At 56.7% G+C, this 17,455-nt stretch carries 17 protein-coding genes; 6 read left to right on the plus strand and 11 right to left on the minus strand.

Annotated elements, in window-relative coordinates:
- Window positions 1–4: 4 nt before the first annotated feature.
- Window positions 5–2,083 carry a YccS/YhfK family putative transporter gene (locus SOM48_RS00265; RefSeq protein WP_139966342.1) on the plus strand — a complete coding sequence of 693 codons (2,079 nt, stop codon included), beginning with the start codon at window positions 5–7 and terminating at the stop codon, window positions 2,081–2,083.
- Here SOM48_RS00265 and argD read toward each other — a convergent pair.
- The gene (gene argD / locus SOM48_RS00270) at window positions 2,073–3,293 is read right to left on the minus strand and encodes a bifunctional acetylornithine/succinyldiaminopimelate transaminase (protein WP_128481995.1); all 1,221 of its coding nucleotides are present in this window, start codon (window positions 3,291–3,293) and stop codon (window positions 2,073–2,075) included. The genes SOM48_RS00265 and argD overlap by 11 nt on opposite strands.
- 87 nt (window positions 3,294–3,380) lie before the next feature.
- On the minus strand, window positions 3,381–3,944 hold the full coding sequence (pabA, locus tag SOM48_RS00275; RefSeq protein WP_320511198.1) for an aminodeoxychorismate synthase component 2: 564 nt from the start codon (window positions 3,942–3,944) through the stop codon (window positions 3,381–3,383).
- Window positions 3,945–4,095: 151 nt separating this feature from the next.
- Here pabA and SOM48_RS00280 point away from each other — a divergent pair, with 151 nt between their 5' ends.
- Window positions 4,096–4,473 (plus strand): type II toxin-antitoxin system RelE/ParE family toxin, encoded by a 378-nt coding sequence (locus SOM48_RS00280; protein ID WP_320511199.1) that lies wholly within the window; start codon window positions 4,096–4,098, stop codon window positions 4,471–4,473.
- Window positions 4,451–4,774 (plus strand): helix-turn-helix domain-containing protein, encoded by a 324-nt coding sequence (locus SOM48_RS00285; RefSeq protein WP_054804345.1) that lies wholly within the window; start codon window positions 4,451–4,453, stop codon window positions 4,772–4,774. Before SOM48_RS00280 ends, SOM48_RS00285 begins: the two co-directional genes overlap by 23 nt.
- A gap of 19 nt (window positions 4,775–4,793) precedes the next feature.
- On the opposite strand, the gene SOM48_RS00290 is transcribed toward SOM48_RS00285, so the two are convergent.
- The 4 genes from SOM48_RS00290 to SOM48_RS00305 form a co-directional block, all read right to left on the minus strand.
- Window positions 4,794–5,396 (minus strand): putative adenosine monophosphate-protein transferase Fic, encoded by a 603-nt coding sequence (locus SOM48_RS00290; RefSeq protein ID WP_320511200.1) that lies wholly within the window; start codon window positions 5,394–5,396, stop codon window positions 4,794–4,796.
- Window positions 5,386–5,556, minus strand: a complete 171-nt coding sequence (locus SOM48_RS00295; protein WP_023482040.1) for a YhfG family protein — start codon at window positions 5,554–5,556, stop codon at window positions 5,386–5,388. Before SOM48_RS00295 ends, SOM48_RS00290 begins: the two co-directional genes overlap by 11 nt.
- Before the next feature lie 126 nt (window positions 5,557–5,682).
- Window positions 5,683–6,255, minus strand: a complete 573-nt coding sequence (ppiA, locus tag SOM48_RS00300) for a peptidylprolyl isomerase A (protein WP_023482023.1) — start codon at window positions 6,253–6,255, stop codon at window positions 5,683–5,685.
- A gap of 155 nt (window positions 6,256–6,410) precedes the next feature.
- Complete coding sequence (locus tag SOM48_RS00305) at window positions 6,411–7,709, minus strand: cytosine deaminase (protein WP_128481992.1); 1,299 nt, start codon at window positions 7,707–7,709, stop codon at window positions 6,411–6,413.
- A 240-nt stretch (window positions 7,710–7,949) separates the two neighbouring features.
- Between SOM48_RS00305 and nirB the strand changes: the two genes are divergently transcribed.
- The 3 genes from nirB (at window position 7,950) to cysG (ending at window position 12,304) form a co-directional block, all read left to right on the plus strand.
- Entirely contained in the window at window positions 7,950–10,493 is a 2,544-nt protein-coding gene (gene nirB / locus SOM48_RS00310) for a nitrite reductase large subunit NirB (RefSeq protein ID WP_320511201.1), read from the plus strand.
- Window positions 10,490–10,816 carry a nitrite reductase small subunit NirD gene (gene nirD, locus SOM48_RS00315; RefSeq protein ID WP_054804348.1) on the plus strand — a complete coding sequence of 109 codons (327 nt, stop codon included), beginning with the start codon at window positions 10,490–10,492 and terminating at the stop codon, window positions 10,814–10,816. Before nirB ends, nirD begins: the two co-directional genes overlap by 4 nt.
- A 123-nt stretch (window positions 10,817–10,939) precedes the next feature.
- Window positions 10,940–12,304, plus strand: coding sequence for a siroheme synthase CysG (gene cysG / locus SOM48_RS00320; protein WP_320511202.1), 1,365 nt, complete (start codon window positions 10,940–10,942; stop codon window positions 12,302–12,304).
- Window positions 12,305–12,701: 397 nt separating this feature from the next.
- Here cysG and trpS read toward each other — a convergent pair whose 3' ends face one another.
- From trpS to damX, 5 genes are all read right to left on the minus strand, one after another.
- Window positions 12,702–13,706 (minus strand): tryptophan--tRNA ligase, encoded by a 1,005-nt coding sequence (gene trpS / locus SOM48_RS00325; protein ID WP_128481989.1) that lies wholly within the window; start codon window positions 13,704–13,706, stop codon window positions 12,702–12,704.
- Complete coding sequence (gene gph / locus SOM48_RS00330) at window positions 13,699–14,460, minus strand: phosphoglycolate phosphatase (protein WP_076769397.1); 762 nt, start codon at window positions 14,458–14,460, stop codon at window positions 13,699–13,701. Before gph ends, trpS begins: the two co-directional genes overlap by 8 nt.
- The gene (rpe, locus tag SOM48_RS00335) at window positions 14,453–15,130 is read right to left on the minus strand and encodes a ribulose-phosphate 3-epimerase (protein ID WP_023482084.1); all 678 of its coding nucleotides are present in this window, start codon (window positions 15,128–15,130) and stop codon (window positions 14,453–14,455) included. Before rpe ends, gph begins: the two co-directional genes overlap by 8 nt.
- Window positions 15,131–15,185: 55 nt before the next feature.
- On the minus strand, window positions 15,186–16,013 hold the full coding sequence (gene dam / locus SOM48_RS00340; protein WP_023482009.1) for an adenine-specific DNA-methyltransferase: 828 nt from the start codon (window positions 16,011–16,013) through the stop codon (window positions 15,186–15,188).
- A 67-nt stretch (window positions 16,014–16,080) separates the two neighbouring features.
- On the minus strand, window positions 16,081–17,442 hold the full coding sequence (damX, locus tag SOM48_RS00345; protein ID WP_320511203.1) for a cell division protein DamX: 1,362 nt from the start codon (window positions 17,440–17,442) through the stop codon (window positions 16,081–16,083).
- Window positions 17,443–17,455 lie beyond the last annotated feature (13 nt).

The raw sequence follows: 17,455 nt of genomic DNA on the forward strand, positions 1-17,455 counted from the left end.
TCCCATGTGGCGCAGGCTGATTTATCACCCCGAAATCAACTACGCACTGCGACAAACGCTGGTGTTATGCCTGCCTGTGGCGGTTGGGCTGCTACTCGGCCATCTGCAACAGGGTCTGCTCTTCTCGCTGGTTCCCGCCTGCTGCAATATTGCGGGCCTCGATACCCCGCATAAACGCTTCTTCAAACGCCTGATTATCGGCGGCTCGCTGTTTGCCGGCTGTAGCCTGGCGGTGCAGCTTCTGCTGGCGGAAAATCTTCCCCTGCCGGTGATCATGACAGTGTTAACCCTGCTGCTCGGCGTGACGGGCGAAATCAGCGCGCTGCATGGCCGCCTGCTGCCAGCCTCGCTGATCGCCGCCATCTTTACCCTCAGCCTCGCCGGGAACATGCCGGTGTGGGAGCCGCTGCTGATCTACACCCTCGGCACCTTGTGGTACGGGCTGTTTAACTGGTTCTGGTTCTGGCTGTGGCGCGAACAGCCGCTGCGTGAATCTCTCAGCTTGCTCTACCGACAACTGGCGGACTATTGCGAAGCGAAATATAGCCTGTTAACCCAGCACATCGATCCGGAAACCGCGCTGCCGCCGCTGCTCGACCGCCAGCAGAAAGCGGTGGATCTGATTAGCCAGTGTTACCAGCAGTTGCATATGCTGGCGGCCAATCAGAACAACGATTACAAGCGCCTGCTGCGCGTCTTTCAGGTCGCGCTGGATCTGCAGGAGCATATCTCTGTCAGCCTGCATCAGCCGGAAAAGGTGCAGAAGCTGGTCGAGCGAACCCATGCCGAGCAGGTGATTCGCTGGAATGCGCAAACCGTCGCGGCTCGCCTGCGCGTGCTGGCGGATGACATTCTCTATCACCGCTACCCGACCCGCTTCACCATGGAGAAGCAGGTCGGCGCGCTGGAAAAAATTGCCCGCCAGCATCCTGATAATCCGGTTGGGCAGTTTTGCGCCTGGCACTTTAGCCGCATCGCCCGCGTGCTGCGCACCCAGCGCCCGCTCTATATTCGCGATTTGATGGAGGATAAGCAGGAGCGCCTGCCGCTGATCCCGGCGCTAAAAAGCTATCTGTCACTGAAATCGACCGCTCTGCGCAATGCGGCGCGCATCAGCGTGATGCTCAGTATCGCCAGCCTGATGGGCAGCGCATTAAATTTGCCGAAACCTTACTGGATCATGATGACGGTGATGGTGGTGACGCAGAACGGTTATGGCGCGACCCGCGTACGCATTGTTAACCGTGCCGCCGGTACGCTGGCGGGGCTGGTGGTGGCGGGTATGACGCTGCACTTTCATGTGCCGCTCGGGTTTACGCTGGCAGCGATGCTGATGATCACCCTAAGTAGCTATTTGATTATTCGCAAAAGCTACGGCTGGGCGACGGTCGGTTTCACGATTACAGCGGTCTATACCTTGCAAATCCTGACGCTCAACGGCGACCAGTTTATTCTCGCCCGGCTGGTCGATACGCTGATTGGCTGCCTGATTGCCTTCGGCGGGATGGTGTGGCTGTGGCCGCAGTGGCAGAGCGGCCTGCTGCGCCAGAATGCGCACGATGCGCTGGAGGCTTATCAGGATGCGATTCGCCTGATCCTCAGCAACAACCCGGAAGCGACGCCGCTAGCCTGGCAGCGTATGCAGGTTAACCAGGCGCATAACGCCTTGTTCAACTCCCTCAACCAGGCGATGCAGGAGCCCGGCTTTAATAGCCGCTATCTGAGCGATATGAAGCTGTGGGTGACGCATAGCCAGTTTATTGTCGAACATATCAACGCCATGACGACGCTGGCACGCGAGCACACCATGCTGACACCGGATCTGGCGCAGCGCTATCTTGAGTCGTGCGAAATTGCGCTGCAACGTTGTCAGCAGCGGCTGGAGTATGACGGGCCGGGGGAATCAGGCGAGGTAAATGTTATGGAGGCGCCGGAGACGCTGACCCACGGTCCAATGAGCACGCTGGAACAGCATCTGCAGCGCATTATCGGGCATCTGAGCACCATGCACACGATCTCGTCGGTGGCATGGCGTCAGCGCCCGCATCATGGCATCTGGCTACGCCGACGCCTTACGCGTTAACCACGCTTGCGACGGCCTGCGCAAAGCGCTGCATCCCTTCATCAATATCCTGCTCTTCGATAATCAGCGACGGAGCAAAACGCATCACATCCGGACCGGCATTCAGCACCATTACGCCCGCTGCGGCAGCCGCATGCAGGAAGTCGCGCGCGCGGCCTTTGTATTGCGGCTTCAGTTCGGCACCAATTAACAGGCCCATGCCTCGAATATCGCTGAACAGGTCGTACTGCTCATTAATCTGCTGCAGACACTGAACAAAGTGCTGACGTTTGGCACTGACGCCATTCAGCACCTCAGGGGTGTTGATGATATCGAAAGCAGTGCCAGCCACGGCGCAAGCCAGCGGGTTTCCGCCGTAAGTGGAGCCGTGGGAACCGGCGTGGAAAACGCTGGCGATCTCATGGGTCGTCAACATGGCGCTGACCGGGAAACCGCCGCCGAGGGCTTTGGCGCTGGTCAGAATGTCCGGCGTCACGCCGTAGTGCATATAGGCGAACAGCTCACCGCTGCGCCCCATGCCGCACTGCACTTCATCAAACACCAGCAACGCATTGTGCGCATCGCACAATTCACGCAGGCCTTTGAGAAACTCAGGGGTTGCCGCGGTAACGCCACCCTCGCCCTGAATCGGCTCTACCACCACGGCGCAGGTGTGATCGTCCATCACCGCTTTAACCGCGTGAAGATCGTTAAACGGAACATGCACAATGTCGGCCGGTTTCGGGCCAAAGCCGTCGGAGTATTTCGGCTGACCGCCGACGGTTACGGTAAAGAGCGAGCGTCCGTGAAAAGCGTGGTGGAAAGCGATGATTTTGGTTTTATGCGGGCTGTGGCGCGTGGTTGCATAAAAACGCGCCAGCTTGAAGGCAGTTTCGTTGGCTTCGGTGCCGGAGTTCATAAACACGACGCGCTCGGCAAAGGTGGCGTCCACCAGCTTACGCGCCAGACGCAGCGCGGGCTCGTTGGTAAAGACGTTGCTCAGGTGCCAGAGCGTCTCGCCCTGCGCTTTCAGCGTCTCCACCAGCGCCGGATGGCAGTGACCTAAGGCAGTGACCGCAATGCCGCCGGCAAAATCAATGTACTCTTTACCCTGCTGATCCCAGACGCGGCTGCCCTTTCCCTTTACCGGGATAAACTCGGCCGGTGCGTAAATTGGCAGAATAACGTCATCGAAGTTTGCACGTGTCACCGCGTCTTGTTGAGTTGCCATAGGTTGCCCATCCCGTGTTATGTTTCATTCATAGTGAAAATATAATCACGAAATATGCATAAAAAATCACTAGATGGCAACCACAAATCACCGCGAAAGGAAGTTTTCCAGCAATTGAGGGCCCTGCTCGCTCAGAATACTTTCCGGGTGGAACTGCACGCCTTCCAGATCCCACGCCTTATGGCGAATGCCCATGATCTCGCCGCTTTCACTCCAGGCAGTGACTTCGAAGCAGTCAGGTAAGGTAGGCGGATCGATGATCAAAGAGTGATAGCGGGTAACGGTTAACGGATTATTTAAGCCGCTAAACACACCGCTGCCAAAATGTGTAATGGGGGAGGTTTTGCCGTGCATCACTTTCGCCGCGCGCACAATGGTGGCACCAAACGCCTGGGCAATCGCCTGATGACCGAGGCAAACGCCGAGGATCGGCAGCTTACCCGCATAGTGCGCAATAACGTCGAGCGAAATGCCGGACTCATCCGGCGTGCAAGGGCCTGGCGAAATAACCATTTTCTGCGGCGCTAACATCTCAATATCCGCCAGCGTCAGCTCATCGTTACGCCTCACCTCCACGTGTGCACCCAGCTCACAAAAATATTGGTAGAGGTTCCAGGTAAAGGAGTCGTAATTGTCGATAAGCAGGATCATGTCAATTCAACCAATGGATGTGCCGCGTTTCATGCAGTTTGCGCGAAACTATACGGCACTTCGCAAAGATAAAAAATGGATTTACGGAAATCTTTCTTTCCACACATGAAGGATTACTATTGCACCAAGTGCTACATTGTGGATGGAAGTAATGGTATCTTTTAAACGGATTTTTAAAACCAAATGGTTTGCCAAAGCGGCCAAAAAATTTGGCATCCGCGACAGCGAATTACGTCAGGCAATCGATGAATTGATGCAGGGCAAGGCGGATAATTTAGGCGGAGGGGTCTACAAGAAACGGCTAAATCAAAACCGCGATCGTGCCATTATCCTGACGAAAGGCGGCGCACATGCGTTTTACACCTTTATCTATGCAAAGCAGGATATGGCAAATATTAATGACGGTGAGTTAGCCGCGTTTCGTGAACTGGCAAAACATTACGCTGGCCTTTCCGAAAGCGTCCTTTTGGTGCTAATCAGTAACAGAGAGTTGGTTGAGATTACTCATGACAACGACACGAAAAAGTAAAAGCCTCGCTTATGAGGCAATCCATAGCGCGGCAAAGGGGTTATTTGATGCCGGGGCCATGACTCAGGAAACAATGCGTAATTTTGATGAGCGCTGCCTGAGTCCCGTTGATGCTCTTAAACCTGAGGAGATCAAAGGGCTACGCGAGCGATTCAACGTTAGTCAGTCGGTCTTTGCCCGCTATCTCAACACCAGCGTTTCAACGATACAAAAGTGGGAAAACGGTATGAAGCGGCCAAGTGGCGTCTCCCTCAAGTTACTTTCTGTAGTGCAGAAACATGGGCTTAAGGTCTTGCTCTGACTGGAGCAAGACCTTCGTTTTACTCGCCCTCGTGCGCCTCGCTCACCACCTTACTAAAAATCGCGGTTAGCGGTTCAAGCTCGCCCATTGCACCGGCCTGGTTAGCGTTGCGCCAGTCGTCGGGATCGATATCGCGCCAGTCGAGCGAGAAGCCCGCGTGCAGCGCCAGCTGTTCGAAGAAGATGCGCTGCGCAATACCATTACCCAGGCGGAACGGGTGCAGGACGTTGATTTCGCAGTAATAATGCGCCAGGCGTGCGATGAAAGCCTCTTTTTCAAGCCCGACGAGCCACTCCTCATCCTCAAGCTGCTGCATCAGGGCATTGCCCTCTTTCTCGATATACTCAAAGTGGCAAAAGCGGGTATCGCCCTCGTAGATATCGACTTCGCGGATCTGCCCGGCCCAGTCGAACACATCCTGGTAGAGGTGCCGATGAATGGCGCAAAGATGCGGCAGCCCGCGGGCAATCGGCCCCAGTTCCAGGGTTGCAGCACGCAGGGCGGTAAACTGATACGCCTCCTTCTCCAGCCCCTTAGCATTGCGAATGCCGAGGCGATTGCGCATCACTTTCAGGCCCGGGAAAAGATACGGGTCGCGCCCGTCGCCGAATTTATCGCTCATTTTGCCTCCGCAGCTCTTCAAGACGTAAAGTAGCCTCTTCCGCATTCAGCGTAACAAGCTCGCTATCAACGCCCTCCAGCCGGCGGCTGGCCTGAAAATTGATGTTGCGCTGCTGCTCCCAGAGTCGGGATTTTTGCCTGTCGGTGAGTTTTTTCGGCATAGCGCCTCCCAGTTAAGCGATATACATACCCAAATGATGTACATGCCCAAAAAATTATAAGCAGTAATTCCGGGTTACGCAGGGAAGCGGTAAAACACGGGCCGCAAAGCCCGTGTGGAGGGAAACTTATGGCAGCACTTTCGCGGAGAGGATAACAACCGGTTTTGACGGGACATTCTGATACGGGCCAACATCGTGCGTCGGCACCTGGGAGATCTTATCGGCAACGTCCATACCTTTTACCACTTTGCCAAATACCGCGTAGCCAAAGTCACGCTGGCCATGGTCGAGGAAAGCGTTATCCGCAACGTTGATAAAGAACTGGCTGGTGGCGCTGTCTTTATCCGCCGTCCGCGCCATAGCAATGGTACCGCGCGTGTTTCGCAGGCCGTTATCCGCTTCGTTCTTGATAGGCGGGTTAGGCTGCTTCTGCTGCATCTGCTCGTTAAAGCCGCCGCCCTGAACCATAAAGCCAGGAATAACGCGATGGAAAGTGGTGTTGTTATAAAAACCGTTATTCACGTAATCAAGGAAGTTTTTCACCGACACAGGGGCTTTCTGGTTGTTCAGCTCCAGTTCGATATTACCGGCGGAAGTCGTGAGCAGAACATGCGGGTCGCCTTTTGCGGCCAGCGCAGCAGGAGAGAGAGCAGAAAGGGCGAGCAGAGCCGCCATAGCCGCCAGAGTCGATTTAACCATAAGGTTTCCTTAACGAAGTGCAGTAACGAAAGCGAGTGGCTTGATTCTAAAGAGCAGTCAGCCAGCAGGCCAGCCTTTTACTTAATTTTACGTATTTGGTAACAGATGTAACGCCAGACCGCCAAATTCGTGCGTCTTAACGGCCTGGCACGCCGCTACGCTTGCGGCATCCGGTTAAAATGCACCTCTTCACACCCCTGCTCCATTCGCACCCAACTCTGCGCAGGTTGCGTGCTGGCAATTATGCGTCCGTGACGAATTGACCAGCGTACCGGGGACTGGCAGCGCACCGCCTCAAAGCCGTTTTCAACAGGCAGAATAACCATATTGGCAGGCAAGCCTGGCGCAATGCCGTACTCTTTCAATCCCAGCGTTTTCGCGCTGTTGTGAGTAATGAGTTGCAAACCCTGTTCAATCTGCGAATAGCCCATCAGTTGACATACGTGCAGACCCATATGCAGCACCTGCAACATATTGCCAGTGCCGAGCGGATACCAGGGATCGAACACATCATCATGACCAAAGCAGACATTCATCCCTGCCGCCATCAACTCTTTGACCCGCGTAACGCCCCGCCGTTTCGGGTAGTCATCGAACCGCCCCTGCAGGTGAATATTGACCAGCGGATTGGCCACGAAATTGATGCCGGAACGTTGCAGCAGGCGGAAAAGACGGGATGTATACGCACCATTGTAGGAGTGCATGGCGGTGGTGTGACTGGCGGTGACGCGCGAACCCATCTCCATTTCGAGCGCCAGAGCAGCAACGGTTTCGACAAAGCGCGACTGCTCATCGTCAATCTCATCGCAGTGGATATCCAGCGGGCGCTCATACTCACGCGCCAGATCGAAGGCGATATTCAGAGATTCAATGCCATATTCACGCGTGTACTCAAAATGCGGAATCGCACCGACCACATCGGCGCCCAGCTGAAGCGCTTTTTCTAACAGCGCAGCGCCGTTCGGGTAGGAGAGGATCCCCTCCTGCGGAAAAGCGACAATTTGTAGATCGATCCACGGCGCAACCTCCTCTTTTACCTCCAGCATCGCTTTCAGCGCCGTTAACAGCGGATCGGAAACATCAACGTGGGTGCGCACATGCTGTACGCCGTTGGCCATTTGCCATTTCAGCGTCTGCCAGGCGCGCTTTTTCACGTCCTGATGGCAGAGCTGCGCTTTACGTTCGGCCCAACACTCAATCCCTTCAAACAGCGTACCGGACTCGTTCCAGCGGGGATCGCCCGCCGTTTGCGTGGTGTCCAGGTGAATATGCGGTTCGACGAATGGCGGCAGCGCTAAACCGCCACCGGCATCAAGCACATCAAGTGTCTCGCTCTGGGCGTCGCCCATCGGCGTAATCTCGCCAAATCGCCCGTTCTCTATGGCGATTTGCCAAACTCCTTCGCGATCGGGCAAGTGCACATTCTGCACTAACCATAGTGGTGTTGCTGACATCGCATTATCTCCTCTTTCTCCCTCAGATATGTCGTAGCTAACCTCGTGCTAAAAAACATCACTTTCAGTATAGAAATTCCTCAACATATAAATATGAATGATATCCAATACTTATAAAAACCATGAAAAATCAGCAATATACTCATTAGGGGGTAGGCTAAGGTGTAATTGATATACATCAATAACCGTGCAAGCTGAATCGTTAAGGTAGGAGGTAGTAAAAAAGAAATCGAGGCAAAAATGAGCAAAGTCAAACTCGCTATCATCGGTAACGGCATGGTCGGCCACCGCTTTATCGAGGACCTTCTCGACAAAGCCGACGCCAGCCAGTTCGACATTACCGTATTCTGTGAAGAGCCGCGTAAAGCCTACGACCGCGTCCACCTGTCATCCTACTTTTCCCACCATACAGCCGAAGAGCTGTCGCTGGTACGCGAAGGCTTCTACGAAAAACATGGCGTCAAAGTGCTGGTCGGCGAACGCGCCATCACCATCAACCGCCAGGAAAAAGTGATCCACTCCAGCGCGGGCCGCACGGTCTATTACGATAAGCTGATCATGGCCACCGGCTCCTACCCGTGGATCCCGCCGATCAAAGGGTCTGAAACCCAAGACTGTTTTGTATACCGCACTATTGAAGATTTGAATGCCATTGAGTCATGCGCGCGTCGTAGCCGCCGTGGCGCGGTGGTTGGCGGCGGCCTGCTGGGTCTGGAAGCCGCAGGCGCGCTGAAAAACTTAGGCGTCGAAACTCACGTTATTGAATTCGCCCCGATGCTGATGGCAGAACAGCTCGATCAGATGGGCGGCGAGCAGCTAAGACGTAAAATCGAAAGCATGGGCGTACGCGTACACACCAGCAAAAACACCAAAGAGATCGTGCAAGAGGGCGTTGAGGCGCGTAAAACCATGCGCTTCGCCGACGGCAGCGAGCTGGAAGTGGACTTTATCGTCTTCTCCACCGGCATCCGTCCACGCGACAAGCTGGCGACCCAGTGCGGGCTTGAAGTTGCCCCGCGCGGCGGCATCATGATCAACGACTGCTGCCAGACCTCCGATCCCAATATTTATGCCATCGGCGAGTGTGCCAGCTGGAACAACCGCGTTTATGGTCTGGTCGCGCCAGGCTACAAAATGGCGCAGGTGACGGTTGACCATATTCTCGGCACACAAAACGCGTTTCAAGGCGCGGATCTTAGCGCCAAACTGAAACTGCTCGGCGTGGATGTCGGCGGCATCGGCGATGCACACGGCCGCACACCGGGCGCGCGCAGCTATGTCTACCTCGACGAGAGCAAAGAAGTTTATAAGCGCCTGATTGTCAGCCCGGATAATAAGACCCTGCTCGGGGCAGTATTGGTGGGTGACACCAGCGATTACGGCAACCTGCTGCAACTGGTGCTCAATGCCATCGAACTGCCGGAAAACCCCGACGCGTTGATCCTGCCGGCGCATGCCAGCGGCGGTAAACCCTCAATCGGCGTCGATAAGCTGCCGGACAGTGCGCAAATCTGCTCCTGCTTCGACGTCACCAAAGGCGACCTGATTACTGCCATCAACAAAGGCTGCCACACCGTAGCCGCACTGAAAGCGGAAACCAAAGCCGGAACCGGCTGCGGCGGCTGTATTCCGCTGGTTACACAGGTGCTGAACGCCGAGCTGGCGAAACAGGGTATCGAAATCACCAATAACCTGTGTGAACACTTCGCCTACTCCCGCCAGGAGCTGTTCCACCTCATCCAGGTGGAGGGGATTAAAACCTTTGACGACCTGCTGGCGAAATACGGTACCGGCTACGGCTGCGAAGTGTGTAAACCGACCGTTGGCTCGCTGCTCGCCTCCTGCTGGAACGAGTACATCCTGAAACCACAGCACACGCCGCTGCAGGATACCAACGACAACTTCCTCGCCAATATCCAGAAAGATGGCACCTACTCCGTTATCCCACGCTCGGCGGGCGGTGAAATCACGCCGGAAGGGCTGATGGAAGTGGGCCGCATCGCGCGGGAGTTCAATCTCTATACCAAAATCACCGGCTCGCAGCGTATCGGCCTGTTCGGTGCGCAAAAAGACGATCTGCCGGAGATCTGGCGTCAGTTAATCAATGCCGGGTTCGAAACTGGCCACGCGTACGCCAAAGCACTGCGTATGGCGAAAACCTGCGTCGGCTCGACCTGGTGCCGCTATGGCGTCGGCGACAGCGTCGGTTTCGGCGTCGAGCTGGAAAACCGTTACAAAGGTATCCGTACCCCGCACAAAATGAAGTTCGGCGTCTCCGGCTGTACCCGTGAGTGTGCGGAAGCGCAGGGGAAAGATGTCGGAATTATCGCCACGGAAAAAGGCTGGAACCTCTATGTGTGCGGTAACGGCGGCATGAAACCGCGCCATGCGGATCTGCTGGCGGCGGACCTCGATCGCGACACTCTGCTGCGTTACCTCGACCGCTTTATGATGTTCTACATTCGCACTGCCGACAAACTGACCCGTACCGCCTCCTGGCTTGAGGGGATGGAAGGCGGCATCAACTATCTGCGCAGCGTCATCATCGACGACAAGCTGGGCTTTGATGCACAGCTGGAAGCAGAGATGACCCGCCTGCGCGAAGCGGTGATTTGCGAGTGGACAGAAACCGTCAACAACCCGGCGGCGCAAACGCGCTTCAAACACTTTATCAACAGCGATCGCCGTGACCCGAACGTGCAGGTGGTTCCGGAGCGTGCGCAGCATCGCCCGGCGACACCCTATGAACGTATTCCGGTGATGTTAGTGGAGGGGAACGCATGAGCCAGTGGAACAGCGTTTGCAATATTGATGAGATTGTCCCGGCAACCGGCGTCTGCGCGCTGGTCAATGGCGAGCAGGTGGCGATTTTCCGCCCGCGCCACGATGACCAGGTTTACGCCATCAGCAATATCGACCCCTTTTTCCAGTCGAGCGTACTCTCTCGCGGCATTATCGCCGAACATCAGGGCGAACTGTGGGTTGCCAGCCCGTTAAAAAAACAGCGCTTCCGTCTGCGTGATGGCCTCTGCATGGAAGATGAAAGCCGTTCAGTTGCCCATTTTGAAGCACGAGTGAAGGATGGTGAGGTGCAGATCAAAGCATAATCCCCTGCCCTTTCAACGGCCGTAGCGACAGCTTGCTGTTATGCTACGGCTCATGCTCAGCGCCCGCGGTTCTCGCCGCGCGGCGCCCGCTTCAGCCTATAACTACAATTCTGGGGTAATGTCGTGGATCACCTGCCAATTTTCTGTCAATTACGGGGACGCGCCTGTCTGCTGGTCGGCGGCGGCGACGTCGCGGAGCGCAAAGCGCGTCTGTTGCTGGATGCGGGCGCGCAGCTCACCGTCAATGCCCTCACCTTTATTCCTCAATTTACCGCCTGGGCCGCCGAAGGCATGCTGACGCTGGTCGAAGGTGAGTTTAGCGAAACGCTACTCGATGAGTGCTGGCTGGCAATTGCCGCCACCGATAACGACGCGGTAAACCAGCGGGTCAGCGATGCGGCAGAAGCGCGTCGCATCTTCTGCAATGTGGTCGATGCGCCGAAAGAAGCGAGCTTTATCATGCCGTCGATTATCGACCGATCGCCGCTGATGGTAGCGATCTCCTCCGGCGGCACGTCGCCGGTGCTGGCGCGTTTGCTGCGCGAGAAGCTGGAGTCGCTGCTGCCGCAACATCTTGGTCACGTGGCGAAGTTTGCCGGGCAGCTGCGCAGCCGTGTGAAGCGCCATTTCGCCACCATGAGCGAGCGCCGTCGTTTCTGGGAGAAGCTGTTCGTTAACGATCGGCTGGCGCAGTCGCTGGCGAACCAGAATATGGTCGCGGTGGAGAGCATCACCGAGCAGATGCTGAACGAGCCGCTGGATAACCGTGGTGAAGTGGTGCTGGTGGGCGCGGGGCCTGGCGATGCCGGGCTGCTGACGCTGAAAGGCTTACAGCAAATCCAGCAGGCGGATGTGGTGGTGTATGACCGGCTGGTCTCCGATGAGATCATGAATCTTGTGCGCCGTGACGCCGACCGTGTGTTTGTCGGTAAACGAGCGGGCTATCACTGCGTGCCGCAGGAGGAGATTAACCAGATCCTGCTGCGCGAGGCGCAAAGCGGGAAGCGCGTGGTGCGGTTAAAAGGCGGCGATCCCTTTATTTTTGGGCGCGGCGGCGAAGAGCTGGAAACGCTCTGCCATGCGGGCATTCCCTTCTCGGTTGTGCCAGGGATTACCGCGGCTTCCGGCTGTTCGGCTTACTCGGGTATTCCGTTGACTCACCGGGATTACGCCCAGAGCGTGCGGCTGGTCACGGGCCACCTGAAAACCGGCGGTGAGCTGGACTGGGCTAACCTGGCGGCAGAGAAGCAGACGCTGGTGTTCTATATGGGGTTAAATCAGGCAGCGGCGATTCAGGAGCAGTTGATCGCCCACGGCATGCAGGCGGATATGCCGGTAGCGCTGGTGGAAAATGGCACATCGGTGCAGCAGCGGGTGGTGAGCGGCACGCTGTCGCAGCTTGGCGAGCTGGCGCAGCAGGTGAAAAGCCCGTCGTTGATTATCGTCGGCAGGGTTGTCGCGTTACGCGATAAGTTGAAGTGGTTTTAAAGACAATGCCTGATGGCGCTGCGCTTATCAGGCCTACAAAATCGTGCTAACCCGTAGGCCGGATAAGGCATTTATGCCGCCATCCGGCAATCAGCGCCGGGCACAATGCCTGATGGCGCTGCGCTTATCAGGCCTACGAAACCATGCTAACCCGTAGGCCGGATAAGGCATTTATGCCGCCATCCGGCAATCAGCGCCGGGCACAATGCCTGATGGCGCTGCGCTTATCAGGCCTACGAAATCATGCTAACCCGTAGGCCGGATAAGGCATTTATGCCGCCATCCGGCAGTCAGCGTCGGGCACAATGCCTGATGGCGCTGCGCTTATCAGGCCTACGAAATCGTGCTAACCCGTAGGCCGGATAAGGCATTTATGCCGCCATCCGGCAATCAGCGCTTACGGCTTCGCAACAAACCCAATCGCTTCGTACACCTTCTTCAGGGTTTCTGAAGCGTGCGCGCTCGCTTTTTCCGCACCTTCGCGCATGATCTGCTGCAGGAAAGCTTCGTCATTGCGATAGCGATGGTAGCGCTCCTGCAACTCGGTCAGCATGCCGGAAACCGCGTCCGCCACTTCGCCTTTCAAATGGCCATACATCTTGCCTGCGAAATGCTGCTCCAGCTCGGCGATGCTCTGGCCGGTCACGGCAGAGAGGATATCGAGCAGGTTAGAGACGCCCGCTTTGTTCGCCACATCGTAACGCACAACCGGCGGCTCGTCGGAGTCGGTCACGGCGCGTTTGATCTTCTTCACTACCGATTTCGGATCTTCCAGCAGGCCAATCACGTTGTTGCGGTTATCGTCCGACTTGGACATCTTCTTCGTCGGCTCCAGCAGCGACATTACGCGCGCACCGGATTTCGGAATAAATGGCTCAGGCACTTTAAACACATCGCCATAAATGGCGTTAAAGCGCTGGGCAATATCGCGGCTCAGCTCCAGATGCTGCTTCTGGTCTTCGCCGACCGGCACCTGATTGGTCTGGTAAAGCAGGATGTCTGCCGCCATCAGCACCGGGTAGTCAAACAGGCCGGCGTTGATGTTTTCTGAATAGCGTGCGGATTTATCTTTGAACTGCGTCATACGGCTCAGCTCGCCGAAGTAGGTGTAGCAGTTCAGCGCCCAACCCAGCTGGGCATGCTCAGGAACGTGGGACTGCACAAAGATCGTGCTTTTCTGCGGGTCAATGCCGCACGCCAGGTAGAGCGCCAGCGTATCCAGCGTCGCCTTACGCAGCTTCTCCGGATCCTGACGCGCGGTAATGGCATGCAGGTCAACGATGCAGTAGATACAGTGATAGTCGTCCTGCATGTTCACCCACTGACGCAGCGCACCCATGTAGTTGCCAATGGTCAATTCACCTGAGGGCTGTGCGCCACTAAAAACGATGGGCTTAGTCATTTTTCATTTCCTGATGTTCACTGAGCGGGAGCCCGAGCGCGGGCAGTAAATCGTTAAAGCGGTCGAAGACGTAGTCCGGCTCGCTTAAGGTAATCGCTTCACCATAGTTATAGCCGTAGGTCAGGCCAACGGAGACGCTGCCGGCCGCCTGCGCGGCGCGGATATCGTTGCGTGAATCGCCAACGAAGAGTAACTCATGGGGTTGAATCGCCAGCTTGTCGCACACCAGCAGCAGCGGCTCCGGGTGCGGCTTCTTATTCACCACATCATCGCCACCGACAACAAAAGTGAAGTAGTGGGCAATCTCCAGCGCGTCCAGCAGCGGCGCGACAAACGGCGTCGGCTTGTTGGTCACCAGCGCCAGCGGCAGCCCTTTTTCGTGCAGCGCCGCGAGAGTTTGCGCCACGTCCGGGAACAGGAAGCTGCCCTCCTCCACGGTCTCTTCGTAGTAGCGGTTGAAGAGCTTGCGCAGCATGGCGATCTGCTCGGCCTGCGGCACGTCACCGGTATCAATATCGGGCTTGCCCTGCGAAGCACGCTGAATGGCACGCTCCTGGCGGGCCCAGTTGAAGGCGCGCTCCATCAATACATCGGCGCCATTCCCAATCCAGGTAATCACGCGCGCTTCGCCAGCCTGCGGCAGCTCAAGGGCATACAGCGCGCTGTCTACGGCGGCGGTGAGCCCCGGCGCGCTGTCTACTAATGTGCCGTCAAGATCGAACGCGACACCCCGAATCGACTGCAATTTATCCATGACTTACCTTCGCCAGTTCGCTACGCATTTCATCAATAACCTGTTTGTAATCCGGCTGATTGAAAATCGCCGAGCCCGCCACGAACATATCCGCGCCGGCTGCCGCGATCTCGCCGATATTGCTCGCTTTCACGCCGCCGTCCACTTCGAGACGGATATCAAGGCCGGAGGCATCTATGCGACGACGCACCTCGCGCAGCTTGTCGAGCGTATGGGGAATGAAGGATTGACCGCCAAAACCGGGGTTAACGGACATCAGCAGGATCACATCCAGCTTGTCCATAACGTGATCCAGATAGCTCAGCGGTGTCGCCGGGTTAAATACCAGCCCCGCTTTGCAGCCGTGCTCTTTGATCAGCTGCAGCGTGCGGTCGATATGTTCAGAAGCTTCAGGATGAAAGGTGATAATGCTTGCCCCGGCTTCGGCAAAGTCCGGCACCAGGCGGTCGACCGGCTTCACCATCAGGTGCACATCGATAGGCGCGGTAATGCCGTAGTTGCGCAGCGCTTTCAGCACCATCGGGCCGATGGTCAGGTTCGGTACGTAGTGGTTGTCCATCACGTCAAAGTGAACAACGTCGCCGCCCGCGGCCAGTACGCTGGCGGTGTCTTCGCCCAGGCGAGCAAAATCAGCCGACAGAATCGAAGGGGCAATTAAATACTGTTTCATCCGCATCTCCTTGAGAAAGTAGGTTTCGGCAGGCGGCGGCGCGGTGAACGCAGGGTTAGCGAGGCGCGGGAGCCGGGCGATAGAGCGCCAGCAGCTCATCCACTTTTTTACGCGTCCCGCCATTACTGCTGATACTGCGTCGCACTTTCACCACGTGCAATTTCGCCTGACTGTACCATTCACGCGTCAACAGCGTGTCATGGTTGGAAATCAATACCGGGATTCGGTTTTGCACCAGACTCTCCGCAATCGCGGCAAGATGAGCCTGCTGCTCAAGGGTAAAGCTATTGGTATGGTAAGCCGTAAAGTTGGCTGTCGCAGAGAGCGGCGCATAGGGCGGATCGCAATAGACCACCGAGTTCGCATCCGCGCGCGCCATACTCTCGGCGTAAGATTCGCAGTAAAAGAAGGCATTCTGCGCTTTTTCTGCAAAGTGGTACAACTCCGCTTCCGGGAAGTAGGGCTTTTTATAGCGCCCAAACGGCACGTTAAACTCCCCGCGCAGGTTGTAACGACACAGACCATTGTAGCCATGCCGGTTGAGGTATAAAAACAGCAGCGCGCGCCGGAACGGCTCCTGGCACTGGTTAAACTCCTGACGCAGCTGGTAATAGACTTCGGACTGGTTCACCGCGGGCACAAACAGCGCGCGCGCGTGATGAACATACTCATCAGGGCGCTCTTTAACGATGTTATAGAGGCTGATTAAGTCGCTGTTGATATCTGCAAGGATATAGCGGGAGTAGGAGGTGTTGAGAAACACCGAGCCCGCGCCAACGAAAGGCTCGATGAGGCACTCTCCCTTGGGCAAGTGCCTACCGATATCGTCGAGCAGGGGGTATTTCCCCCCTGCCCATTTTAGAAAAGCGCGATTCTTTTTCATGCTGACTGATTACTTACACTCTCTCCGGCTGTGGAGAAAGCTCCGACAGCATCCTGCGCTTTACACATTACTTAAGATCGGCCTGAACCTGATGCAGCGGCTTCGCCCACGGGTTTTTCGCCTGCACATCCGCTGGCAGCGCGGAAACGGCGCGTTTAGCATCATCTTTCGAGGCATAGACGCCGCTCACCAGCACGTACCACGGCTGACCGTTACGCGTTGTCTGGTAGACCACGAAGTTTTTCAGGTTCTCTTTCTTCGCCCACGCATTGAGGTTGTTATAGTTCGATGAACTGCTCAGCTGCAGGGTGTAGTGGTTGCCCGGAGCCGATTTCAGCGCACCAACATTGCCGGTAGAAGCCGTGCCGCTGGCAGCAGGTGCGCTGCTTGCGCTCGCCGCCGGTGCTGTGGTTTTAGGCTGAGCCGGTGTGGATGCGGCCGTTGACGTTGACGGTGCTGCTGTCGACGTTGTCGCAGGCGCTTTCACTGGCGCAGAAGCGGTGCTTTCCGTGCGCTTCGGCGGTTGAGCAACCGGGCGGGATTCCGCTTTCGGCTCGCTTTTCGCTACCGGCGTTTTGGCGGCTGGCTTCGGCTCAATCACCATCTGCTTGCGTTCGTTACGCGGCGCCGTAGTGCGGCTTTCACCGGACGCTGGCTGCTGCTGATTACGCGCGGCGTTGGCATTGTTACTGCCATTACCGTTATGAATCGGTGCAACCGTTGCCGGTTCGGTCGGCAGCGTCGAGCTGGCCGCGCTATCAAGCTGCGTCTGGCTCTGCGGCTGCGACAGTGCGTTGTTAAGCTCGCCCTGCACTTCAACGCGGTTTTGCCCTTCCGGTGTAGCGGACGGCTGGCCTTGCGACGGCGTTGAGGAGATCGGCGGCAGCGTCACATCCTGCTGAGCCGGCGCGTTGCCTGCGTTCTGTGCCTGAGACGGGGACGCGCCCGGTGCGGGCTGTGCGCCATTTGCCTGATCGGCAGCGTTGCCGCTGTTACCGGCAGTGTTATCCGTCGCGCCGAGATCGATATTTTTCTCGCCCGACGTGTTTTGTTCGTTGTTAGCAGGCGCGGGGGATTTCAGCGCAGAGCCAATGCCGATAATCAGCAGCAGTAACACAAGGATACCGACGCCCATCATCAGATACTGGCGGGAGGCTGGCTTCGCAGCGGCAGCGGCTTTCTTACGCTTACGCGGGCGACGCTCCTGCGGCTCCTCGTCCAGAGCGGCTTCATCTTCTTGATAGCTCTCTTCTTCGCGATCATCACGCACCCGGCGCGAACGCGCAGGACGGCGATCGTCGGCATCAACATCAACCTCATCAAAGTTGATCTGCGGCTCATCGACACGCTCGGAAGATTGACGAGAACGACCAGTACGACGATCGCTGGGATCGGGTTTCAGCTCGTCTTCTGGTTTGAATTCATCCATTTAACACCCCACA

Source organism: Kosakonia sp. CFBP8986, from assembly GCF_034044935.1.
GTDB lineage: Bacteria > Pseudomonadota > Gammaproteobacteria > Enterobacterales > Enterobacteriaceae > Kosakonia > Kosakonia cowanii.